At 40.7% G+C, this 22,426-nt stretch carries 22 protein-coding genes; 11 read left to right on the top strand and 11 right to left on the bottom strand.

Features of this window, described 5'->3' with window-relative positions; genetic code table 11:
* Positions 1-34: 34 nt before the first annotated feature.
* From NQ505_RS00170 to hemW, 9 genes are all read right to left on the bottom strand, one after another.
* Positions 35-643: a lysine exporter LysO family protein gene (locus tag NQ505_RS00170; protein WP_004326224.1), complete on the bottom strand. Its 609-nt coding sequence runs from the start codon at positions 641-643 to the stop codon at positions 35-37.
* Entirely contained in the window at positions 640-927 is a 288-nt protein-coding gene (locus NQ505_RS00165; RefSeq protein ID WP_004299315.1) for a LysO family transporter, read from the bottom strand. Before NQ505_RS00165 ends, NQ505_RS00170 begins: the two co-directional genes overlap by 4 nt.
* 2 nt (positions 928-929) lie before the next feature.
* Positions 930-1,700 carry a hypothetical protein gene (locus tag NQ505_RS00160; RefSeq protein WP_032853529.1) on the bottom strand — a complete coding sequence of 257 codons (771 nt, stop codon included), beginning with the start codon at positions 1,698-1,700 and terminating at the stop codon, positions 930-932.
* Positions 1,697-2,695 carry a DUF4249 domain-containing protein gene (locus NQ505_RS00155; RefSeq protein ID WP_004299317.1) on the bottom strand — a complete coding sequence of 333 codons (999 nt, stop codon included), beginning with the start codon at positions 2,693-2,695 and terminating at the stop codon, positions 1,697-1,699. The genes NQ505_RS00160 and NQ505_RS00155 overlap by 4 nt, the downstream gene beginning before the upstream one ends.
* A gap of 7 nt (positions 2,696-2,702) precedes the next feature.
* Positions 2,703-5,405 (bottom strand): TonB-dependent receptor, encoded by a 2,703-nt coding sequence (locus NQ505_RS00150; RefSeq protein WP_008998908.1) that lies wholly within the window; start codon positions 5,403-5,405, stop codon positions 2,703-2,705.
* 1 nt (position 5,406) lies between these two features.
* On the bottom strand, positions 5,407-6,285 hold the full coding sequence (locus tag NQ505_RS00145; RefSeq protein ID WP_004326220.1) for a FecR family protein: 879 nt from the start codon (positions 6,283-6,285) through the stop codon (positions 5,407-5,409).
* A 27-nt stretch (positions 6,286-6,312) separates the two neighbouring features.
* Complete coding sequence (locus tag NQ505_RS00140) at positions 6,313-6,747, bottom strand: hypothetical protein (RefSeq protein ID WP_004299320.1); 435 nt, start codon at positions 6,745-6,747, stop codon at positions 6,313-6,315.
* Positions 6,748-6,834: 87 nt separating this feature from the next.
* Positions 6,835-7,389 carry an RNA polymerase sigma-70 factor gene (locus NQ505_RS00135; RefSeq protein ID WP_008998907.1) on the bottom strand — a complete coding sequence of 185 codons (555 nt, stop codon included), beginning with the start codon at positions 7,387-7,389 and terminating at the stop codon, positions 6,835-6,837.
* 19 nt (positions 7,390-7,408) lie between these two features.
* Positions 7,409-8,539: a radical SAM family heme chaperone HemW gene (gene hemW / locus NQ505_RS00130; protein WP_008998906.1), complete on the bottom strand. Its 1,131-nt coding sequence runs from the start codon at positions 8,537-8,539 to the stop codon at positions 7,409-7,411.
* Positions 8,540-8,970: 431 nt separating this feature from the next.
* Here hemW and NQ505_RS00125 point away from each other — a divergent pair, with 431 nt between their 5' ends.
* The 3 genes from NQ505_RS00125 to NQ505_RS00115 all read left to right on the top strand — a co-directional run bounded on the left by NQ505_RS00125 (position 8,971) and on the right by NQ505_RS00115 (position 13,720).
* On the top strand, positions 8,971-11,127 hold the full coding sequence (locus NQ505_RS00125; RefSeq protein WP_004306606.1) for an elongation factor G: 2,157 nt from the start codon (positions 8,971-8,973) through the stop codon (positions 11,125-11,127).
* A 333-nt stretch (positions 11,128-11,460) separates the two neighbouring features.
* On the top strand, positions 11,461-13,017 hold the full coding sequence (locus tag NQ505_RS00120; RefSeq protein WP_004306607.1) for a sensor histidine kinase: 1,557 nt from the start codon (positions 11,461-11,463) through the stop codon (positions 13,015-13,017).
* 1 nt (position 13,018) lies between these two features.
* The gene (locus NQ505_RS00115) at positions 13,019-13,720 is read left to right on the top strand and encodes a response regulator transcription factor (protein WP_004299326.1); all 702 of its coding nucleotides are present in this window, start codon (positions 13,019-13,021) and stop codon (positions 13,718-13,720) included.
* Between the two features lie 78 nt (positions 13,721-13,798).
* Here the strand turns inward: NQ505_RS00115 and NQ505_RS00110 are convergent, their stop codons facing one another.
* Together NQ505_RS00110 and NQ505_RS00105 are read right to left on the bottom strand one after the other, a co-directional pair.
* A complete protein-coding gene (locus tag NQ505_RS00110) occupies positions 13,799-13,975 on the bottom strand; it encodes a hypothetical protein (protein WP_004326214.1) in 177 nt (58 codons plus the stop codon).
* Positions 13,976-14,115: 140 nt separating this feature from the next.
* Positions 14,116-14,562, bottom strand: a complete 447-nt coding sequence (locus tag NQ505_RS00105) for a MarR family winged helix-turn-helix transcriptional regulator (protein ID WP_004299328.1) — start codon at positions 14,560-14,562, stop codon at positions 14,116-14,118.
* Positions 14,563-14,722: 160 nt separating this feature from the next.
* Between NQ505_RS00105 and rpsF the strand changes: the two genes are divergently transcribed.
* From rpsF to NQ505_RS00065, 8 genes are all read left to right on the top strand, one after another.
* Positions 14,723-15,067, top strand: coding sequence for a 30S ribosomal protein S6 (gene rpsF / locus NQ505_RS00100; protein WP_004306610.1), 345 nt, complete (start codon positions 14,723-14,725; stop codon positions 15,065-15,067).
* A gap of 2 nt (positions 15,068-15,069) precedes the next feature.
* Positions 15,070-15,342, top strand: coding sequence for a 30S ribosomal protein S18 (gene rpsR, locus NQ505_RS00095; protein WP_002562536.1), 273 nt, complete (start codon positions 15,070-15,072; stop codon positions 15,340-15,342).
* Positions 15,343-15,356: 14 nt separating this feature from the next.
* Positions 15,357-15,800 carry a 50S ribosomal protein L9 gene (gene rplI, locus NQ505_RS00090; protein WP_004299330.1) on the top strand — a complete coding sequence of 148 codons (444 nt, stop codon included), beginning with the start codon at positions 15,357-15,359 and terminating at the stop codon, positions 15,798-15,800.
* An 81-nt stretch (positions 15,801-15,881) separates the two neighbouring features.
* Complete coding sequence (locus NQ505_RS00085) at positions 15,882-17,546, top strand: DUF6377 domain-containing protein (protein WP_004326213.1); 1,665 nt, start codon at positions 15,882-15,884, stop codon at positions 17,544-17,546.
* Between the two features lie 238 nt (positions 17,547-17,784).
* Positions 17,785-18,897, top strand: coding sequence for a Gfo/Idh/MocA family protein (locus tag NQ505_RS00080; RefSeq protein ID WP_004306612.1), 1,113 nt, complete (start codon positions 17,785-17,787; stop codon positions 18,895-18,897).
* A gap of 12 nt (positions 18,898-18,909) precedes the next feature.
* Positions 18,910-20,397 carry a Gfo/Idh/MocA family oxidoreductase gene (locus NQ505_RS00075; protein WP_004306613.1) on the top strand — a complete coding sequence of 496 codons (1,488 nt, stop codon included), beginning with the start codon at positions 18,910-18,912 and terminating at the stop codon, positions 20,395-20,397.
* Positions 20,398-20,435: 38 nt separating this feature from the next.
* Entirely contained in the window at positions 20,436-21,302 is an 867-nt protein-coding gene (locus NQ505_RS00070) for a DUF1080 domain-containing protein (RefSeq protein ID WP_004299334.1), read from the top strand.
* A 145-nt stretch (positions 21,303-21,447) separates the two neighbouring features.
* Complete coding sequence (locus tag NQ505_RS00065) at positions 21,448-22,356, top strand: sugar phosphate isomerase/epimerase family protein (protein ID WP_004299335.1); 909 nt, start codon at positions 21,448-21,450, stop codon at positions 22,354-22,356.
* Positions 22,357-22,426 lie beyond the last annotated feature (70 nt).

Here is a 22,426-nt window from a genome sequence, read left to right as displayed (position 1 = left end):
GTGGAAATAATCTGCTTTTTAGGATTTATTCCTATTAAAATGATATTGAGCAAAGGAACGTGACTAGGAAAGGAACACTGAAATCAACAACAAAACCATGGAAAATGGAAATGATTACAAATTCTTTTCCCGAATATCGGGTAATAATAGGAAGAGTGGTATCCATTGTAGTGGCTCCACCAACAGAAATAGGGGCTAGCTTTCCGAAATACTTCACTAATAATGGCGCACACAGCAAAGCGATGATTTCACGCATGATATTGGAAAGTAACGCAATAGTTCCCAATTCGGGACCTTTGTATTCGGTAATGAAAATGCTGGAAAGTGAATAATAGCCAAATCCGGCTCCGACTGCCATACAGTCTAAAGGACCTCGTTGGCTCATAAAGGCTCCTGCTACGGCGCAACCTGCTAATGTGCCAATGATCGTCATGATGGGAAGGAATACAAGCCGCGGATTCAGGGAGCGAAAACTCTTCAAAGTATTCGGATCGTTGCCGATACTGATGCCTACGCAGAACATGAGTCCGCAGAGGGCATAGTAACTGAGCTTGCTGTCGGTGAAGTCGTATGGAATAAGATGATAAACTCCACAAAGAGTACCGATAATGAAGAAAGAGACGATAATCAAACTACCTTTCATGCTTTTGTCTCCTTTCCTCCATTCCATTTATATAATAGGTACCATAATCCCCAGGCGCATAACGTACTTCCTGCAACGGCAGCTACCGTGATGATAATAGCTTCCAGTCCGAGAGTATGCAAACCTTTGATAATAGATTCGTTACCTCCTACATCTATTCCGAGAAGAAAGAGGAGAATCCATATAAGAAGAGTAATTATCCTGTGTATCCATGATAGTCTTTTACTGCGCAACAAGTAGCCAAGAAGCATGCCTGTCAGCATAATTCCAATAATGATAAACATAGTTAGTGTCTGCTTTTTGGCTGCAAAGATAGTATTAAATGTATATCCCGACTAATCTCCTCCACGATTTCTTTCGTAGCCATTGACAAACATTCGGTCATATCATCCAGGCAAGCGGCATTGGCGGACGGTGAATCTTCGAATCTTTGCGCTTTGGTAGTTTGCTGATATTCTGTAGAGTAGGTTTTATCAAGCAGGCAATCTTCCTTTTGAGTGAGGCGGATAGAAATGGCAAGACTGGAAGCTGCCGGGCGAATTTTGTTATTGACAACCTCCAACATTTCTCCCTCAAACCAAGGGATACTTGACTGGTTGAGTTTGATTCTGGCACACGTCTCATTCTTTCTGATTTTTACTTCCAGCCGATAGGCGGAATCGGGAATCATTTTTCCTTTCTGATTATCTATCAGATGACAGCAGGTGCTACTGTTACATTCGGTAAGCAGTGCCTCCGTCAGAAATTCCCGATAGAGTTGGGTGAGAGAAGACTCTCCTAACCGAAGATGGAAAAGCTCACCCTCGTAGTTATATAGCAGTAGCGGAATATATGCAGACTTTTTGCGTTTCACGCTGGTGTAATAATCCATGTTGGAGTAGTCGATGAAGTCCAGATATACGGTTTGATCTGCTTTCTCCTGATAGATAGGAGAAGTGAGCTCGTAATACAAGCTGGATTTTAAGGCTTGTATCTCCCTTAGCATACTCCGGTTGCTTCGGCAGGAACAGAACAGCGGTAATGCGATGAGTATAAATAGTAGGTGATGAGTTTTCATATCCATGGCTTTTCTATATGAATGATTTTGCTTGTCTCCGTACTGATCCCGACAATCCCGACCCCTCCGTGCACATTGCCGGGATATTTGATTGGTTCGTTTATTGTCTCATCATAAGCGTCGGAATCTGCCAGGTTGAGTGCTTTCAGATAGTAATATTCGGTTTCTGTAATGCTTAACAGACGCACAATAATATCCATCTTTACATTCGTTCCATATTTGGAAAGCCCCTCAACATTTGTCTGGTTGTAAACTGTCATGGTATAAGATGTATTTTTGAATCGTGAGTCGTCAAACACCCCATATATATTCTTTACAGTGTCGAACATGCCATTATCTTCGTCATCGCTGTTGGTAGGCTGTCCGTCCGTCAACACAACATCTTCGCGAGATATAAAATGATAACGGTGTGTGGTTTGAGTGACATATTCGCCTATTTCATTATTATAGTCTTTCACTGTCATTTGCTTATCCATGATAAGTCGATAGAAATTATTTTCGTTGGGGCGATCTTTGATGTTGATTTTATATCGGAGATAATTCTGTGTATAATAATACTGTGTCAGTGGAACAGTGACCGTATCGATATCAGTTATTTCGTGGGGACGCTGTGGAACGGTAACTTCAGCCCATGCGTGATACTGTCCGTCGTCAGTGAGAGCGTCGATACGTACTACATCTCCGGGAGAGAACTTGCCGGAAATGTTGAAGCGGCATTGCATATCTCCTTCCGCCTGGGGTGGGAGCGGACGTAAACTTTCTGACAACTGTCCGTTAACACGTACTTCCACGGTGGCTTTTTCTGCATGAGTGGCATATCCTCTTCCCGTGAAATTGAGGTAAAGAACATTGGTCAGACTATCTGCGTTGATTAGTGCGTTCATCACTAGTTTGGGGGGATTGTCCTTTACACTAAACGGGAGTTCGTTTTCGCAAGATACTGTTGTCAGTAATGCTATTAACAGGATAAATGGATAATATATACGAGTTCTCATAATGGGTTTAGAATTTATAAGTGTAAGTGAATGATGGAATTAATGGAAGTATAGTATACTTCTTGATAATCGGTTTGTAGGGATCGTTTTTGCTGGTGCTGCGATATACGAAGGTAGGATTCATCGCATTATATGCATTATACAGACTGATATTCCAGGTACGCATACCATGTTTGGTCTTTTTGTTGAAATTGACTCCCACATTCAACCGGTGACTGGCTGGTAACCGGTAATTATTACGATGCTCCACATACGAAGCTTCTCCGATGGTGGGTGAAGTTATGCCTGAATCAAAATAATCTCCATATCCATATCCTCCTCCAAATCCGTTGTTTGTGCCATCGCTAGGACGGATGACAGCGGTTTTCTCTTCAGGGATTGTACTTGTTCCACCTGTATAAAACACCCAGGAAGCACCGATGTCGATACGTTCGCTGAACTTATGGTTGATTGTCAGGTTGATATTGTGTCTTCGGTCATATTTATATGGAAACCGTTCACCGTTGTTGATACCGCCTTTGGCAAACTGACGATCACTTTTGGACAAAGTGTAGGACAGCCATCCCGTCGTTCTTCCAAGTGTCTTCTGTGCCATAAACTCAATACCTGCCGAACGTCCCTTGCCCATTTCCACTTTATTTTCCCAACCGGCAGAAGAACCGAAGAAGCTGACTCCTTCCTTATACTCCAATACATTATACATATCTTTATAATAGCCTTCTACCGAGAATTCCCATCCCTCGATTCCCGTATAGTATCCGCCTAATGAATATTGGTGAGAGCGCATCGGTTTGATTTTTTTAGTCACGGGAACCCATAAGTCCGTAGGCATTGCGATTGGCATGGATGATAACAGATGTACGTATTGGCTCATTTGTGTATAAGAGGCTTTCAGAGTTACGTCTTTCCCTAGTTGATAACGGGCGGAAACTCGTGGCTGCAAAGAAGAATAACTCTGCTTCTGTACCTGAAACAAGGAGAAGTGTAATCCGAGATTCAGACGTAGACGGTCATTCACCTTGATGTTGTCTTCCAGGTAAGCCGATAGCTCATGTCCGTAAATCCGGCTGTTGGCGATGCTGTGGTAAGTGGTGTCGCGATCTACTTTGTCTCCTGTTTTTTCGGAGATTTTGGATGTCATGACCTCCGGACGGAACCGATGATAGATATATCCTGTACCAAATTTAATGTGGTGTGCGGGAGACGGGTTATAATCGAAATCGATCTGATAGCTCCAGTCATTGATTCCCGAACGATAATCGGCTGAATATCGGTTGATTATCGAAGCTCCCATGCTGTTGGCATATTTATTGTTGTTGTATGAGTTGACGTCGAATAAATAGTTGTTGTAAGAGACGGTTGTGTTGCTGAACAGACGGTTGTTGAATATATAGTTCCATCTGGCGGAAACAATGGTATTTCCCCAATTCATTGTGCTTCCATCCTTGGAGTCGGTATCTCCATCATAATTGGCGGCAAAATGATCTTTTCCATTGTAAACGCTTAGATAGATACGGCTCCGGTCGGAGAATTTATGATTGATTTTGGCATTGATGTCATAAAAGTAATAACCATATTCTTCATCATTCGGCATAAATGGCTTGGCGATGAGATCGACATACGAACGTCTGGCGGAAATGTTGAAAGAGGTTTTTCCTTTCACAATCGGGCCTTCCAGATTGATTTTGCTGGTTAGTAATCCGATACTAAGCGTACCGTGGTATTTCTGCATGTCTCCGTCATTGGTGCGGACATCAATGACGGAAGAAAGACGTCCGCCGAAACGTGCCGGAAAGGAGCTTTTGAATAGTGTTACCTTTTTGACGGCCTCCGGAGTAAAAACCGAAAAGAATCCGAACATGTGGTCTACGTTGTATACAGGAGTTCCATCCAGTAGAATAAGATTCTGGTCCGGACTGCCGCCGCGTATATACAGTCCGGCTGAACCGTCTACTCCTGCCTGTACGCCAGGCATCAGCTGGATGGCTTTCATGACATCTGCTTCTCCCAGTATGCTCGGCGTATTTTTAATCTGTGTCATCGGAATTTCGATAGAGCCCATCTGGGTAGCTACGGTGCCCGTTTCAGTTTTATCGGAAACGATCACTACCTCTTGCAACTGCGTGTTTCCCTGCATACGGATATTCAGCAATGTATCTTGTGAGAGCGTAAAATGATGCGCTTCTGTGGCATAACCCAGATAGGAGAAACGCAGTTCGGTTTCTCCTTCGGGCAAAGTGATGCTGTAAAAACCGTAAGGATTGGTGGTTGTTCCTTGATTCTGATGACTCTCAATGATATTGGTTCCAATCAACGTCTCGGAAGACGTTCCATCCGTGACATATCCGCTGATAGTGAACTTACGGCCTACGGTTTTTGATTCTTTTTTCTTTTGCAGTAGAATATGGCGGCCGGTGAACTGATAACTGATCTGCTCATTCTTGAATACGAGGTCAAGTATTTCACGCAATGGCTTATTCTTTACCTGCAAATTGATTTTATGTTTGATGATAATTTCCTCGCCATAGATAAAAGAATATCCGGTTGAGTTTTCAATCCGCTTGACGAATTCTTTTAGTGTGGCGTTTCGTAGTGTCAGCGAAAGCCGGGCTTCCGCATTTTGTGCATATATTTGAGTAGTGATAAGGAGTGCCACCCCTATCAGAACAATGGTTCTGACAGGGAAGCGACCTTGGAATATTATATTCATCTTAGTCTGGTTTAGCAGTGATAATAATCTGTTTATTGTTTTGTGAGTAGTTGAAATAACCGGCATTATGTAATACAGATAAAATAGTTGCCAGATCTTCTCCATCGCGGAATCGTGCTGTGATCCGGTAATTTTGCAAAGTTGTATCGGCTATTTGGATCGTCGCTCCGAATGAGTTGGACAGTTCGCGGGCAATCTCCTGTAAAGGCAGGTCGTCGAATATAAACTCTCCTTGTCGCCAGGAAATTTCATCTTCTGCATTCTCTAAAACCTTGCGGGTGAGTTTTTCTTCTACCTTATTATATATAGCAATCTCGTTAGGCTTCAAAACCATACGAACAGATTTACTTTTATTGCTGACTGCTACCGAGCCGGACAATAACGTTGTCTTTACATCCAGATTGTCATGATATGCATCTACATTGAAATGGGTTCCCAGCACCTGAACGTCAATCGTTTCAGTCTGCACGATAAACGGATGCTTTGGGTCCTTGCTTACTTCAAAATAGGCTTCTCCATTTAGCTCCACTTCCCGTTTGTCCGATTGGAACTTTTCCGGATAAGAAAGCGAAGAATAATGGTTGAGCATGACGGAACTACCATCAGGGAGGCGGACAGTACGTGTCTCTGCCAGAGTGGAAATCGTTTGTATTGCAGCAGGTTGCATATATAAATAAGCTGTCCATACCGATAGGCAAAGTAGAGCTACTGCCGCTGCTGCCGAGAAGGTGCGTATCAAAGTCAGATGCCGGGTATGCGACTTCAGTCTTTTTTCTAGTTCCGGGTAACTGGCTGCTGCTGAAAAACGCCCTCGCGGTGAACGCGTGGAAGCAATGAGCTGATTCAGTATTTCTTCTAATTCCGTATCGGTGTGTTTCATATTTTTTTCTGTATTACTCTTGATCCATTATTTTCGTTTCAACAGAATGGTCAGTTTGCTGATTCCTCCTTCTTTCCATTGGGGAGTGCAGGATAAAGTGACATTCTGTTTATTCAATACCATCTGTTTGGGATAGATTTTAATGATAGTCGTAGCCGACTTCTTACCCGCTTTGATGATTACTTTCTTTTCCGTCAGTTGTATGACTGCTGCTTGCCCTGTTACCGGAGGAGGTGCGGCAAGTACTACCGTCCGGTCTTCTTTCGCTTTCTCCATCGCCACAATTTTAATTTCCAATTCACACTCTGATTTGTTTCCTTCACATTCTACTGTTTCCTTCGAATGTTCGAATCCTGCATAGTCTTTGGGCAAATTGTCGTTGTCATTGTTGCATGAGAACAGGCACAGGCAAGTTGATAGAAGAACAAGGATTCCAATGTTTGCATCATTTAGCTTTTTCATTTTTCTGTCTTTTTTAGTGATTGATTTATTTGTTGATAAAGACCGGAGGGTGACAGAAACTCCCTACGCTCTTTTTCTAAATAATTGTTAATCTATTTCTGCCCGGCTAATCATTTCTTTGAGTCGTGTGATTGCTTTCTGAAGTTGTGCATCCACTGTATTCATGCTGATACCTAATTCTTCCGCTACTTGTGCATAACTTTGTTTTTCTTCGCGGATGCGAATGAATACTTCCCTGCAACGTTCCGGAAGCCGGTCGAGTGCCTTTACGTAAAGAGCAAATAATTCTTCACTAATGAGTGATTCTTCCGGTGAATAGCTCTGTTCCTGTGGCTCAGGCAGAGAATCAGGATGAATGTAAGTGCGTTTTGATTCTTTTTCCAGATAATTGAGCGAAGCATTCTTGACGAGAATGAAACAATAATCTTCAATGTTTCTCACATCAAGTAAATTGCTACGTTGTTTCCATAGTTTCAGAAATACGTCGAGAACGATTTCCTGCGACCATTCTTCCTGCTTCACGTAGTAGTAGGCTATGCGGAAGAGGCGGTCGTAAGTCATGTTGTAAAAGTCCCGGAAAGCAGTTTGCGAATCCAGTTCTTTCATTTGCCGCAATAACTTTCTTACTTCTGATTCGGTCATCGGCTTTTTGTTTGTTTGGTTAGTCTACCCAAAGTAAATCACTCATTATACTGTCGGAGATGAAAATACCTTCACGAGTCAAGCGTAAGGCTCCATCGTGTTCTTCCAGTTTCCCATTTTTCAGATAAGGCGCAGCCATTCTCTGGCAATACTCCCACATCTCATTGCCGAACATCTGTTTCAGCTTTTCTATAGGCGTTCCCCATACAGTACGTATGGTAGTGATAATAAATTCATTGTAGCGGGTCGTCTGATCCAGATACTCTATTTCGAAAGCACGGCTGTTTTCCTCTATACCTTTTATATATGTATCGATGGAAGAAACATTCCATTCCCGTGTCATCCCGTCAAAGGAATGTGCCGACGGTCCGCACCCCAGATAAGGTATTCCTTTCCAGTAGGAACTGTTGTGACGAGAGTACTTGCCCGGACGGCAGAAATTCGAAATTTCATAATGTTCAAATCCCGCTTTCTGCAGATGCTCTATCAGTAACGTGAAAAAATCTAAACTGGAATCTTCGTCCACCTCCGATATCTGATGTTGTTTTAACATATTATATATAGGTGTATCTTCCTCGTAAATCAGATGATAAGCGGAAATATGCTCCACGTTCAGACTGACAGCCTGACGAAGATCATTCTCCCATCGTTCTTTGGTTTCTCCCGGTAATCCGTAGATAAGATCGATGCTTATATTTTGAAAACCGGCTTCCCGACATCTGTGAACAGCTTCGATAGCTGTATGGGCATTGTGACGGCGTTTCAATAGTTTGAGAGTGGGATCGTCAAAAGTCTGTATTCCCATGCTGATACGATTGAAAGGGAGCGAAGAAAGCATTTTCAGATATTCACTTGTCAAGTCGTCGGGATTGGCTTCCAATGTGATTTCCTGGCAATGGCTTAATCCGTAATGTGTCCGGATCGTATCAAATATCTGTTCGAAATCTTCTTTTTCCAATTGAGACGGGGTTCCGCCACCGAAATAAACGGTTTCTATATCTTCTCCTTTCAGGTAGTCTTTCCGCATGGCTAACTCCCGGCAAAGTGCTCGTACATAACGGGTTTTGAGCTCGCTACGGGTGGTCGAGTAGAAATCGCAGTAGATGCACCGTGTTTTACAAAAAGGAATATGAAGATAGATACCTGCCATAGTTGTGCCGTTTGAGTTTAGTGGCTGTAAAAGTAAGATTATTATCAGATATAACAAAAAATCTTATTGACTGAAATCATTCTTATGAGGCGTTGCATAGATAAGTTGTCTGACACCCGGGTCTCATTGGTATTGACACCCGGGTGTCAGCACTATCAACACCCGGGTGTCGGTATGCCTGAGACCCGGGTGTTGGACAATCCGTTTGTGCAGTCTAAATATTATATGCATATATACTATTGAATGGCGGTTCGTATAGAAATTAAATTATGAGCAAGCAAAAAATGTTTATGTTAAAGATGTGTTACATAACATTGTTTAGTAACACCGTCATAAGTGTTGCTTTTCCCCCAATTAATCCCTAATTTGCGCATCACAAAATTAATGGTATGTGAGAAACATACTGAGTAATTACTAAAATCTTATATATTATGAAAGTATATCAGACTAATGAAATCAAGAACATTGCCTTGTTGGGAAGTTCTGGCTCTGGGAAAACCACTCTCGTGGAAGCGATGCTTTTCGAGAGTGGTGTTATAAAACGTCGCGGATCTGTTGCCGCAAAAAACACTGTTAGCGATTATTTCCCTGTTGAACAAGAGTATGGTTACTCCGTTTTCTCCACCGTTCTCCATGTAGAATGGAATAACAAAAAACTTAATATTATTGACTGTCCGGGATCGGACGACTTCGTAGGCAGTACAGTAACTGCACTAAATGTGACCGACACAGCAATCATTCTTCTTAATGGCCAATACGGCGTCGAAGTCGGTACACAAAATCACTTCCGTTATACAGAAAAGCTGAATAAACCTGTTATTTTTCTAGTCAACCAGCTTGATAATGAAAAATGCGATTATGATAATATCCTCGAACAGCTGAAAGAGGCTTATGGCTCTAAGGTTGTTCCTATCCAATATCCAATAGCTACCGGTCCGGGCTTTAATGCACTGATTGACGTGCTGTTGATGAAGAAATATTCGTGGAAACCCGAAGGAGGGGCTCCGACTATCGAAGATATTCCGGCAGAAGAAATGGATAAGGCTATGGAGATGCACAAAGCATTGGTAGAAGCTGCTGCCGAGAATGATGAAAATCTGATGGAGAAATTCTTCGAACAAGATTCTCTTACAGAAGATGAAATGCGCGAAGGTATCCGTAAGGGATTGATCGCCAGAGGTATGTTCCCCGTATTTTGCGTTTGTGGAGGTAAGGATATGGGCGTTCGCCGCTTGATGGAATTCTTGGGTAACGTTGTTCCTTTTGTTTCTGAAATGCCGAAGGTACAGAATACCGAAGGTAAAGAAGTGGCTCCGGATACTAACGGACCGGAATCCCTTTATTTCTTCAAGACCAGCGTGGAGCCGCATATCGGTGAAGTTTCCTATTTCAAAGTGATGAGCGGTAAAGTTCATGAAGGAGACGACTTGCTGAATGCCGACCGTGGTTCGAAGGAACGTATTGCGCAGATTTATGTGGTAGCCGGTGGTAACCGCGTCAAGGTGGAAGAACTGCAAGCCGGTGATATCGGTGCTGCTGTGAAACTGAAAGATGTGAAAACCGGTAATACGCTGAACGGTAAGGATTGCGACTATAAATTCAACTTTATCAAATATCCGAATTCTAAATATACCCGTGCTATCAAGCCAGTGAATGAAGCGGATGTGGAAAAGATGATGAGTATTCTGAACCGTATGCGTGAGGAAGATCCTACCTGGGTGATCGAACAGTCAAAGGAGTTGAAACAGACTTTGGTACACGGACAGGGAGAATTCCATCTTCGTACATTGAAATGGCGTTTGGAAAATAATGAAAAACTGCCGGTGAAGTACGAAGAACCGAAGATTCCGTATCGTGAAACGATTACAAAAGCCGCTCGCGCCGATTATCGTCATAAGAAACAATCCGGTGGTGCCGGTCAGTTTGGTGAAGTTCACCTGATTGTAGAACCTTATAAAGAAGGTATGCCTGTGCCCGATACGTATAAGTTCAATGGACAGGAATTTAAGATTACCGTGAGAGGTACGGAAGAAATACCATTGGAATGGGGTGGTAAACTGGTGTTTATCAACAGTATCGTCGGTGGTTCTATCGATGCGCGCTTCCTGCCTGCTATTATGAAAGGTATTATGTCTCGTATGGAGCAAGGTCCGTTGACGGGTTCGTATGCTCGTGACGTGCGTGTCATTGTTTACGATGGTAAGATGCACCCGGTAGATTCTAATGAAATCTCCTTTATGCTTGCCGGACGTAACGCCTTTAGTGAAGCCTTCAAGAACGCCGGTCCGAAAATTCTGGAACCGATTTATGATGTGGAAGTGTTTGTTCCGTCTGATAGGATGGGAGATGTGATGGGAGATCTTCAGGGACGTCGTGCCATGATTATGGGTATGAGTAGCGAAAAAGGTTTTGAGAAACTGGTTGCTAAAGTTCCTTTGAAAGAAATGTCGTCCTACTCTACAGCTCTTAGCTCACTCACCGGCGGACGTGCTTCGTTTATTATGAAGTTCTCTAGTTATGAGCTTGTTCCGGCAGATGTTCAGGATAAGTTGATGAAAGACTTTGAGGCTAAGCAAGTAGAAGAATAAAGATAAATGATAGTTGATAAATGATATGTGATAGTTGATTGAAAATTCGCTATTTACTATCTGTTGGTTATAAACTATCAACTTAAACGTTAAAACTGTTCCCTTTTTTAAGTAAAAGGGGACAGTTTTTGTTTAACTATGATTAATAAAGATAGAAAAACGCAAGGAAAAGATTTAATTTTTTATTAAATTTGCAAACCAAAGGAGGGGTTTTGTTGTTGTAGTAATCAGAATACAACCTAAATAGCTCCTTACGGTTAATTTCCGGGAAGTTCCGGTTAAATCAAGTTAATGCATTAGGAGTGTTAATTAGGGAGTGTTAATTTTGTTGCTATGAAGAAGTCAACAATTTGGATATTAGGTATTGTAATGGGGCTTTCCTTCCTTAGCCTGCTGTATTTGCAGGTTAGTTATATTGAGGAAATGATGAAAACCCGTAAGGAGCAGTTTGATTCGGCTGTACGCAATAGCCTGGATCAGGTTTCCAAGGATGTGGAATATGCAGAGACCAGACGTTGGTTGATCGAAGATATTTCAGAAGCGGAAAGAAAAGCACTGATTGCGAATAACGCTTCCATACAACAAGACAACTTGATTCAGCAAACGCAACGGTTCACGGTGAAGTCTAAGGATGGAAAGGTATATTCGGATTTTGAGCTGAAAGTGATGACCACCAAGCCCTCCGAGCTTCCAAAGGCTATGATTTCTCCTTACAGGGGAACAAAGACTATTCCGGAAACTTCGCGTTCATTAGTGGAAGCCATCAAGAATCGGTATATGTATCAACGGGCGTTACTCGATGAAGTAGCTTGGCAGATGATTTATCGGGGAAGTGACAAATCGATTGGAGACAGAGTACGGTTCAAAGAACTGGATGACTATCTGAAATCGAGCTTATATAATAATAGTATAGACTTGCCTTATCACTTTACGGTGATTGACAAAGACGGTAGGGAAGTCTATCGTTGTGCGGATTATGAGGCAAAGGGAAGTGAGGACGCTTATCAGCAGGCATTGTTCAAGAATGATCCGCCTGCAAAAATGAGCATATTGAAAGTGCACTTTCCTGGTAAGAAAGATTATATCTTTGACTCAATTAGTTTCATGATTCCGTCGTTGATATTTACGCTGGTATTGTTAGTGACATTCATCTTTACGATTTATATCGTATTCCGGCAAAAGAAACTGACGGAAATGAAGAATGACTTTATCAATAATATGACGCACGAATTTAAAACACCAATATCTACCATTTCATTGGCAGCGCAGATGTTGAAAGATCCCGCGGTAGGAAAATCACCGCAGATGTTCCAGCATATATCGGGAGTGATAAATGATGAAACCAAGCGCTTGCGCTTCCAGGTGGAAAAGGTGCTCCAGATGTCGATGTTCGAACGTCAGAAGGCAACTTTGAAGATGAAGGAGATTGATGCGAATGAATTAATTTCAGGAGTTGTCAATACCTTTGCGCTGAAAGTGGAACGGTATAATGGTAAGATAACATCGAACCTTGAGGCCACCGATCCTGTTATATTTGCAGATGAGATGCATATCACGAATGTAATCTTTAATCTGATGGATAACGCGGTGAAATATAAGAAACCGGAAGAGGATCTGGAACTGAAAGTGAGAACGTGGAATGAGTCGGGTAAACTGATGATTTCGATACAGGATAACGGTATCGGTATTAAAAAGGAGAACCTGAAAAAGATATTTGAAAAGTTCTATCGTGTACATACGGGTAATCTGCACGATGTGAAGGGCTTTGGACTGGGATTGGCTTATGTGAGAAAAATTATATTGGATCATAAGGGAACCATCCGGGCGGAAAGCGACCTGAACGTGGGAACTAAATTTATTATTGCATTACCTTTATTAAAAAATAATTGATATGGACGAGAAACTGCGTATTTTATTATGCGAGGATGACGAAAATCTTGGCATGCTTTTAAGAGAATATCTACAGGCAAAAGGTTATTCTGCTGAGTTATATCCTGATGGAGAAGCCGGTTATAAGGCTTTCTTGAAGAATAAATATGACTTGTGCGTGTTTGACGTAATGATGCCTAAAAAAGACGGCTTCACACTGGCACAGGATGTCCGTGCAGCAAATGCTGAAATTCCTATTATCTTCCTGACTGCTAAAACGCTGAAAGAAGATATCCTGGAAGGATTTAAAATCGGTGCGGATGATTATATCACCAAACCGTTTAGTATGGAAGAATTGACGTTCAGAATTGAAGCAATCTTGAGACGTGTTCGTGGAAAGAAGAACAAAGAAAGCAATATCTATAAGATTGGTAAGTTTACTTTCGATACACAGAAACAAATTCTGTCGTCAGAAGGCAAACAGACTAAACTGACTACCAAAGAATCTGAACTGCTCGGATTGCTTTGTGCGCATGCAAATGAGATTTTGCAACGTGACTTTGCTTTGAAAACGATCTGGATCGACGATAACTATTTCAATGCCCGTAGTATGGACGTGTATATCACGAAACTACGTAAGCATCTGAAAGAAGATGATTCTATCGAGATTATCAATATCCACGGAAAAGGCTATAAGCTGATTACCCCGGAAGTTGAATCTTAATAATCGCATTTGAGATGACTACAAATAAAAAATCCCGGAAACATTCGTTTCCGGGATTTTTTATTGATTTTTGCGAAATTAATCAGCGATCTTCTTATTAATAACAATATAAGAAATGAGTCCCAGTACTACAAGTACTACAGAAGTACCCAGAATGGCGTTGTTATTTACATTACCTGTAAATGAACAACCCAACAGGATGACTACTCCGGCCAAGATTAATATCAATCCTAAGTTCTTTAATAAGCCTTTCATGCGTGTGTATTTTAATAGATTATAATATTCCAGTCACAAATTAAAGCATAATTCTTTAACGGGCGAAATTATTTGGATAAAAATTCCATTATAAATGCACGATTTAGTGGATTTTATGATTTTAAGATCTGTTCTTCTGCTTAATCTTTCGTATTATAGAATACCTTTTTCAGTACCTCCTGCCCAATGCTCAATTCGTCGAGGGTGATGCCATGAAGAGCCTCTTTCAGAGTCTGGCCGGCAATGACGCGCGCTTTTTCTTCCAGTTCTTTTCCGTCTTTAGTCAGGTGGATCAAATTGGTACGGCGGTCTTTTTTATCGGAAATGCGCACAACGAGATGCTGCCGTTCCATATTGTCTATCAAGCGGGTCATGCTGGGTTTGTCTTTAAAAGTTGCATTACACAACTCTTGTTGTGTAACACCGTCTTTTTCCCACAAAAAAATGAGTACCGTCCATTGTTCCGGACTGATTTCCAGCCCGTTCTGACGGAAGTTACGGTACAGCTTACGGTTGATTGCCGCGGAAACTTTGCCATTTAATATGGCGAATATAAGCCGGATATCGAAATTAAATTGCTCTATCATGAAATTATTGTTTAAACAACTTTGCAAAGGTAAGTCACTTCCCGGATAAATCCTATCTTCGGATACAAAAAAAGATTAAATATTTGTAGTTCAAAATAAAATGTCTAACTTTGCACCCGCATTTAAAATCAAATAATTTATTTATTTAATTAAACGAAGTATGAATCAATACGAAACCGTTTTCATTTTAACTCCCGTTTTGTCTGATGTTCAGATGAAGGAAGCGGTAGAAAAATTCAAAGGCGTTCTTCAAGCTGAAGGTGCTGAGATTATCAATGAAGAAAACTGGGGACTGAAGAAATTGGCTTACCCAATTCAGAAGAAGTCTACAGGTTTTTACCAACTGATTGAGTTCAATGCAGATCCTACTGTAATTGACAAGCTGGAACTTAATTTCCGTCGTGATGAACGCGTAATCCGTTTCTTGACTTTCAAGATGGATAAGTATGCTGCTGAATACGCTGCAAAAAGAAGAAGTGTTAAATCAAACAAAAAGGAGGATTAATCATGGCACAACAAGTTCAATCAGAAATCAGATATTTGACTCCGCCGTCAGTAGATGTTAAGAAGAAAAAATACTGCCGTTTCAAAAAGAGTGGTATTAGGTATATCGACTACAAAGATCCTGAATTCTTGAAGAAATTCTTGAATGAACAAGGAAAAATCCTTCCGCGTCGTATTACAGGTACTTCTTTGAAGTTCCAACGTCGTATCGCGCAGGCTGTGAAGAGAGCTCGTCACTTGGCATTGCTGCCTTATGTAACTGACATGATGAAATAAGAAGGAGGAAAAGTATGGAAATTATATTGAAAGAAGACGTAGTAAACTTGGGTTATAAGAACGATATCGTAAACGTGAAATCCGGATACGGTCGTAATTATCTGATCCCGACTGGAAAAGCTGTCATCGCTTCTCCTTCTGCAAAGAAAATGTTGGCTGAAGAACTGAAACAGCGCGCTCACAAACTTGAGAAAATCAAGAAAGATGCTGAGGCTATGGCTGCTAAGTTGGAAGGCGTTTCTTTGACTATTGCAACTAAAGTTAGCTCAACCGGTACTATCTTCGGTTCTGTTGGTAACATCCAGATCGCTGAGGCTTTGTCTAAGCTAGGTCATGAAGTTGACAGAAAGATCATCGTTGTAAAAGACGCTGTGAAAGAAGTTGGTAGCTATAAGGCTATTGTTAAGCTTCACAAGGAAGTTTCGGTAGAGATTCCTTTCGAGGTAGTTGCTGAATAAGAGCAAATTTACTTCATATACAAAAAGCGATTTGTTCTGAATGGATGAATCGCTTTTTTTGTTATCTTTGCTATTACTATTATGAAATTCAACTGTTGTTTTCTGAAGAAGAGGTTTTTGCTTCTGCTGATTGCTTTGGGAATTGGCAGTGTTCTTTATGCGAATGATGAGTTGAAATTATTGACGGATTCTTTGCGTAGAGTGATAGATGAAAAGCATGTCTTTGTTAAAGAGAAAGAGGATCGGATAAACCGGATAAAATGTATGTTGAAAAGTCCTGGTTTGACTCTTGAAGGAGAATATAGAATCAATCTACGGTTATATAACGAATATAAAAAATTTCATATTGATTCCGCTATTCATTATGTTGATCGCAATATTGAGATTTCCCGTCAGTTGAATAGACCTTATTTCACCAACCAGTCGTCTTTACATCTTAGTCTTTTATATTCGATGTGTGGCAGGTTCCGTGAAGCGGAGATTATTTTGAAAAGTATAAAGACTTCAGAACTTCCCAGAGATTTATTAATAAACTATTATCAAACTTATTCCAGTTTCTGGGGGCATTATTCTATTTCTGTTGCCAACAATCTGTATGGAAAGCAACAATCTGCTTATCAGGATTCACTGTTTGCTCTCATAGATCACACTTCTTGGGATTACCGGATGTCACAAGCTTCTTATTATATCTGGCGTGATACCTTAAAATCGAAGGAAATTTTTAAAGAATTGTTGGATATTGAGGAGGTGGGAACGCCTAATTATGCCATGATTACTCATTCGTATTCCAGGTTATGCCACCATCAGAAGAAATATGATGAGGAAAAAAAATATCTGATATTGTCGGCGATTGCCGATACACGGAATGCAACGCGTGAAAATGCCTCTCTTCAATCTCTTGCGTTGATACAATACGAAGAAAAGAATCTAGCCGATGCTTTTAAGTTTACACAATCCGCTATTGATGATGTAATTTCTTCTGGTATTCATTTCCGCGCAATTGAAATCTATAAATTTAATTCTATTATCAACACTGCCTATCAGGCGGAACAGGCTAAATCAAGATCGCATCTGACTACTTTTCTTATTTCTACAAGCGTTATCCTTTTCCTTTTGATTCTGCTCGTTGTTTTTATCTATATTCAGATGAAGAAAACGTTGAAAATAAAGCAGGCATTGGCGCAAAGTAATGAAGAACTTCTGCGGCTGAACAATAAACTGAATAATATGAACAGCCAGTTGAATGACACCAATAATCAGTTGTATGAAATTAATGGCATAAAGGAATATTATATAGCCGAATTTTTCGATGTGTGCTTTAGTTATATCCACAAAATGGAGAAATACCAGAATATGCTGTATAAAATAGCTATTAATAAGTACTATGACGAGTTGATTAAGAAGCTGAAGTCGTCTGCGCTTATTGATGAAGAGCTTAGTGCACTGTATGCCCGTTTCGATAAGGTCTTTTTAGGTTTGTATCCTACTTTTGTTTCAGATTTTAATGCTTTATTGAAAGATGAAGAGAAGATTATTTTAAAACCGGATGCTTTATTAAATAGGGAACTTCGTATTTATGCTTTATTACGCTTGGGTATTACGGATAGTGGGAAGATAGCGAACTTCCTCCGGTGCTCTACAAGTACGGTTTATAATTATCGTACGAAGATGAGAAATAAAGCTGCTGTCGACAGAGATGAATTTGAGAACGAAATTATGAAAATTAGTTCAACTCAAGAGACATAATTATCATTTTACTGTTGCCCCCCTTTCCAAATCATCTACATTTTTTGGATATACTTGAAGTGCTAAGTATTTGATTAATAGGGTAAAATGCTAATTTAATATCTACATAAAGTAGTGTAAGTCAAATAAGCCGTTATTTATTTGGCTAGATTTGCAATATCAGTTTTTTACTCATCAGCTTGATGGTGAAAATTGATACTTCATCTATTATTTGTACTTAAATTCACTATGTTTTATTATGAACACGCAATCTTCAGTAGACACGAGAATTAAAGTTGGAATTATCGGTTTCGGTAGAATGGGAAGATTCTATTGGGAAGCGATGACAAAAAGTGGGCGATGGAATATTGCTTATATTTGCGATACAGATCCGGAATCACGTCAATTGGCTAAGAAGTTATCTCCTGAATCTCTTATAGTAGAAGATAATCAAAAAGTTTTTGAGGATGAAAGTGTACAGGTAGTCGGTCTTTTCACTTTGGCCGACTCGCGGATGGAACAAATAGAAAAAGCTATTCGCTACGGCAAGCACATTATTTCAGAAAAACCTATTGCAGATACCATGGAAAATGAGTGGAAGGTCGTGGAAATGACAGAAAATGCCAACCTCATTTCTGCGGTAAACTTGTATCTGCGGAATTCCTGGTACCATAATCTAATGAAAGAGTATATCGAGCAAGGAGAAATCGGAGAATTGGCTATTATCCGTATTTGCCACATGACTCCCGGTTTGGCGCCGGGCGAAGGTCATGAGTATGAGGGGCCGGCTTTCCATGATTGTGGAATGCACTATGTCGATATTACCCGTTGGTATGCAGGCTGTGATTATAGAACATGGAATGCTCAGGGAGTGAATATGTGGAATTATAAAGATCCTTGGTGGGTACAATGTCACGGAACTTTCCAAAATGGCGTAGTCTTCGATATTACTCAGGGTTTTGTTTATGGACAATTATCTAAAGACCAGACACATAATTCGTATGTGGATATTATAGGTACAAAAGGAGTTGTGCGTATGACGCATGACTTCAATACTGCTGTTGTCGATCTGCACGGTGTCAATCAGACCATTCGTGTGGAGAAGCCTTTCGGTGGCAAGAATATAGACGTATTGTGCGACCTGTTTGCTGATTCGGTAGAAACCGGAAAGCGCAGTTCCCGCTTACCGTCCATGCGCGATTCGGCCATTGCATCCGAATATGCGTGGACATTCTTGAAAGACACACGCAAACACGATTTGCCTGCTATTGGTAATTTGCGCACTCTGGAGCAAATACGCGAGCGAAGAAGAAACATGAAAAATGGATATGGATTGTTGCATGGCAACCTTCCAAAGATTATTAACCCTTAAATAAATAAAATCATGTCAAACATTTCGAGGAGAAAGTTTCTCAAAACGGGGGCTGCTGCTTTAGCCGGCATTACTATTGCTCCCAGTACTATTTTAGGTATGAGCCACGGGCATATTTCGCCTACTGACAAACTGAATCTTGCAGCCGTGGGTATTGGTGGTATGGGACATGCCAATATTAATCACGTAAAGGGCACTGAAAATATTGTGGCTCTTTGTGATGTGGATTGGAAGTATGCAAAAGGTGTGTTCGACGAATTCCCCAAGGCTAAAAAATACTGGGACTATCGTAAGATGTATGAAGAAATGGGTAAATCTATCGACGGTGTGATTATTGCAACTGCCGATCATACTCATGCTATCATCACTGCTGATGCAATGACAATGGGAAAACACGTGTACTGTCAGAAGCCGTTGACCCACTCTGTTTATGAATCTCGTTTATTGACAAATTTAGCTGCTTCAACAGGTGTTGTTACTCAGATGGGTAATCAGGGTTCATCGGATGAAGGTACGGATTTGGTATGCGAATGGATTTGGAATGGTGAAATCGGTGATATAACTAAGGTGGAATGTGCGACAGACCGTCCTATTTGGCCGCAAGGATTGAATGTTCCTGAAAAGGTTGATAAAATTCCTAGCACATTGAATTGGGATTTGTTTACAGGTCCTGCTAAAATGAATCCTTACAATGCTATTTATCATCCTTGGAACTGGCGTGGATGGTGGGATTATGGAACAGGTGCATTAGGCGATATGGCTTGCCATATTTTGCATCAGCCGTTTAGAGCATTGAAATTGCAATATCCAACTAAAGTGGAAGGGTCATCTACTTTATTGTTGAATGCTTGTGCTCCGCAGGCACAGCATGTGAAAATGATTTTCCCTGCTCGTGAAAATATGCCGAAAGTAGCTATGCCTGAAGTGGAAGTACATTGGTATGATGGCGGTATGATGCCTGAACGTCCGAAAGGATTCCCGGAAGGAAAACAACTGATGCAGAGTGGTGGTGGTTTGACTATTTTCCACGGAACGAAAGATACTTTGATTTGCGGATGTTATGGACAGAATCCTTGGTTGCTTTCTGGTCGTAAACCAAATGCGCCAAAGGTTTGTCGTCGTGTTCCCAATGCTATGAACGGTGGTCACGAGATGGACTGGGTACGTGCATGTAAAGAAAATAAATCTAACCGTATCATGACTAAGTCTGATTTCTCAGAAGCCGGACCAATGAATGAAATGGTGGCAATGGGTGTATTGGCTATTCGTTTGCAAGCGCTGAATAAGACTCTTGAATGGGATGGAGCTAACATGTGCTTTACGAATATCGGTGATAACGAAACGATCCGTACCGTTATCAAAGACGGATTCAAGATTCATGATGGTCATCCGACATTTGACAAGACATGGACTGATCCGATTAATGCGAAACAGTTTGCTGCTGAATTAGTGAAACATACTTATCGTGACGGCTGGAGACTGCCTGATATGCCGAGATAAATTAGAAATTAAAGATAAAAAATTAAATCGTTATTATCATGAAAAAAGTATTTTATCCATTAGCTTGTTGTTGTCTTGCTGCAGGAGTTTTTGCTTCTTGCGGTGGTCAGAAAAAAGCAAATGCTCAGGAAGAACCGAGCAAAGTTGCATTGTCTTACTCTAAATCATTGAAAGCACCGGAAACTGATAGTTTGAATCTGCCTGTTGACGAAAATGGTTATATCACAATCTTTGATGGTGAAACATTTAACGGGTGGCGTGGTTATGGAAAAGACCGTGTTCCTACTAAATGGACAATCGAAGATGGCTGTATCAAATTCAACGGTTCTGGCGGCGGTGAAGCTCAAGACGGTGATGGTGGTGACTTGATCTTTGCTCACAAATTTAAAAACTTCGAGTTGGAATTGGAATGGAAGGTTGCTAAAGGTAGCAATTCAGGTATTCTGTATTTAGCTCAGGAAGTTACTTCTAAAGACAAAGATGGTAATGATGTGCTTGAACCTATTTATATTTCCGCACCTGAATATCAGATCTTGGATAATGCCAATCATCCGGATGCTAAATTGGGTAAAGATAACAATCGTCAGTCGGCTTCTTTGTATGACATGATTCCGGCAGTTCCTCAAAACTCTAAACCGTTTGGCGAATGGAACAAGGCTAAGATTATGGTTTATAAAGGTACAGTGGTTCATGGACAAAACGATGAAAACGTACTTGAATATCATTTGTGGACAAAACAATGGACTGATATGTTGCAGGCAAGTAAGTTCAGCGAAGATAAATGGCCTTTGGCATTTGAATTGCTGAATAACTGTGGTGGCGAAAATCACGAAGGTTTCATCGGTTTGCAAGATCACGGTGATGATGTTTGGTTCCGCAACATCCGCGTGAAGGTTTTGGACTAATCAAATAGTAATAAGAAGGCACGGGTTACACGTATTTCACGTTTTTTTGAATGGCGATTGCCATAGAGTAACCGTGAAGTCTGTGTAATCCGTGCCTGTTTTTTCTATATAAATCTAATAATTGTAATCCCCTGATATCTATTATATGAAAACAAAAATTTATTTATGTGCGTTGGCTGCTCTTTTCATGATTCCACAGGCAATGACGGCACAAACTAAGAAGAAAGCTAAAAAAGAAGTAGCTATTCAACTCTATTCTGTCAGAGATATATTGAATAAGGTAGACAATAAAAATGGTAAGTGTGACCCCACTTATACTGCTCTTCTGAAGAAATTGGCAAACATGGGATATACCGGTGTTGAAGCTGCCAATTATAACAACGGTAAATTTTATGACCGGACTCCCCAACAGTTTAAGAAAGATGTCGAATCGGCAGGATTAAAAGTTTTGTCTTCACATTGTACCAGACAATTGTCCAAAGAAGAATTGGCTTCTGGTGACTTGTCAGAGTCTCTTCAATGGTGGGATCAGTGTATTGCCGATCATAAAGCTGCAGGAATGAAGTACATCGTAGCTCCTTGGATGGATGTTCCAAAAACGCTTAAAGATTTGAATACATATTGCACTTATTTTAATGAGATAGGCAAACGTTGCAAACAACAAGGTTTGTCATTTGGATATCATAATCACGCTCATGAATTTCAGAAAGTAGAAGATAAAGTAATGTATGATTATATGCTGGAACATACGAATCCTGAATATGTCTTCTTCCAGATGGACCTTTATTGGGTAGTTCGCGGACAAAACAGTCCTGTTGATTATTTTAATAAATATCCCGGCCGCTTCAAGATATTCCATGTTAAGGATCACAGAGAGATCGGACAAAGCGGAATGGTAGGTTTTGACGCTATCTTTAAGAATGCAAAAACTGCAGGTGTTAACTATCTCGTTGCTGAAATCGAGGGTTATAGTATGCCGGTAGAAGAGAGTGTGGAAGTGAGCTTGGATTATTTGTTGGACGCTCCTTTTGTGAAGAGTTCATACGCTAAATAGCGTGTGAATTGCTAAAATTGAAGCATAAAAAAAGTCTGTGCATGCTTTTGCATGGCAGACTTTCAATTCT

This window comes from Bacteroides sp. D2 (genome assembly GCF_025147085.1).
Classification (GTDB): domain Bacteria; phylum Bacteroidota; class Bacteroidia; order Bacteroidales; family Bacteroidaceae; genus Bacteroides.
The sequence above is the reverse complement of the archived record's forward strand: the minus strand, read 5'-3'. Positions and strand labels throughout refer to the sequence as shown.

Coding starts and splice junctions, on each gene's coding strand:
- NQ505_RS00170 (WP_004326224.1), bottom strand. CDS start 643: ATGAAAGGTAGTTTGATTATCGTCTCTTTCTTCATTATCGGTACTCTT.
- NQ505_RS00165 (WP_004299315.1), bottom strand. CDS start 927: ATGTTTATCATTATTGGAATTATGCTGACAGGCATGCTTCTTGGCTAC.
- NQ505_RS00160 (WP_032853529.1), bottom strand. CDS start 1,700: ATGAAAACTCATCACCTACTATTTATACTCATCGCATTACCGCTGTTC.
- NQ505_RS00155 (WP_004299317.1), bottom strand. CDS start 2,695: ATGAGAACTCGTATATATTATCCATTTATCCTGTTAATAGCATTACTG.
- NQ505_RS00150 (WP_008998908.1), bottom strand. CDS start 5,405: ATGAATATAATATTCCAAGGTCGCTTCCCTGTCAGAACCATTGTTCTG.
- NQ505_RS00145 (WP_004326220.1), bottom strand. CDS start 6,285: ATGAAACACACCGATACGGAATTAGAAGAAATACTGAATCAGCTCATT.
- NQ505_RS00140 (WP_004299320.1), bottom strand. CDS start 6,747: ATGAAAAAGCTAAATGATGCAAACATTGGAATCCTTGTTCTTCTATCA.
- NQ505_RS00135 (WP_008998907.1), bottom strand. CDS start 7,389: ATGACCGAATCAGAAGTAAGAAAGTTATTGCGGCAAATGAAAGAACTG.
- hemW (WP_008998906.1), bottom strand. CDS start 8,539: ATGGCAGGTATCTATCTTCATATTCCTTTTTGTAAAACACGGTGCATC.
- NQ505_RS00125 (WP_004306606.1), top strand. CDS start 8,971: ATGAAAGTATATCAGACTAATGAAATCAAGAACATTGCCTTGTTGGGA.
- NQ505_RS00120 (WP_004306607.1), top strand. CDS start 11,461: ATGAAGAAGTCAACAATTTGGATATTAGGTATTGTAATGGGGCTTTCC.
- NQ505_RS00115 (WP_004299326.1), top strand. CDS start 13,019: ATGGACGAGAAACTGCGTATTTTATTATGCGAGGATGACGAAAATCTT.
- NQ505_RS00110 (WP_004326214.1), bottom strand. CDS start 13,975: ATGAAAGGCTTATTAAAGAACTTAGGATTGATATTAATCTTGGCCGGA.
- NQ505_RS00105 (WP_004299328.1), bottom strand. CDS start 14,562: ATGATAGAGCAATTTAATTTCGATATCCGGCTTATATTCGCCATATTA.
- rpsF (WP_004306610.1), top strand. CDS start 14,723: ATGAATCAATACGAAACCGTTTTCATTTTAACTCCCGTTTTGTCTGAT.
- rpsR (WP_002562536.1), top strand. CDS start 15,070: ATGGCACAACAAGTTCAATCAGAAATCAGATATTTGACTCCGCCGTCA.
- rplI (WP_004299330.1), top strand. CDS start 15,357: ATGGAAATTATATTGAAAGAAGACGTAGTAAACTTGGGTTATAAGAAC.
- NQ505_RS00085 (WP_004326213.1), top strand. CDS start 15,882: ATGAAATTCAACTGTTGTTTTCTGAAGAAGAGGTTTTTGCTTCTGCTG.
- NQ505_RS00080 (WP_004306612.1), top strand. CDS start 17,785: ATGAACACGCAATCTTCAGTAGACACGAGAATTAAAGTTGGAATTATC.
- NQ505_RS00075 (WP_004306613.1), top strand. CDS start 18,910: ATGTCAAACATTTCGAGGAGAAAGTTTCTCAAAACGGGGGCTGCTGCT.
- NQ505_RS00070 (WP_004299334.1), top strand. CDS start 20,436: ATGAAAAAAGTATTTTATCCATTAGCTTGTTGTTGTCTTGCTGCAGGA.
- NQ505_RS00065 (WP_004299335.1), top strand. CDS start 21,448: ATGAAAACAAAAATTTATTTATGTGCGTTGGCTGCTCTTTTCATGATT.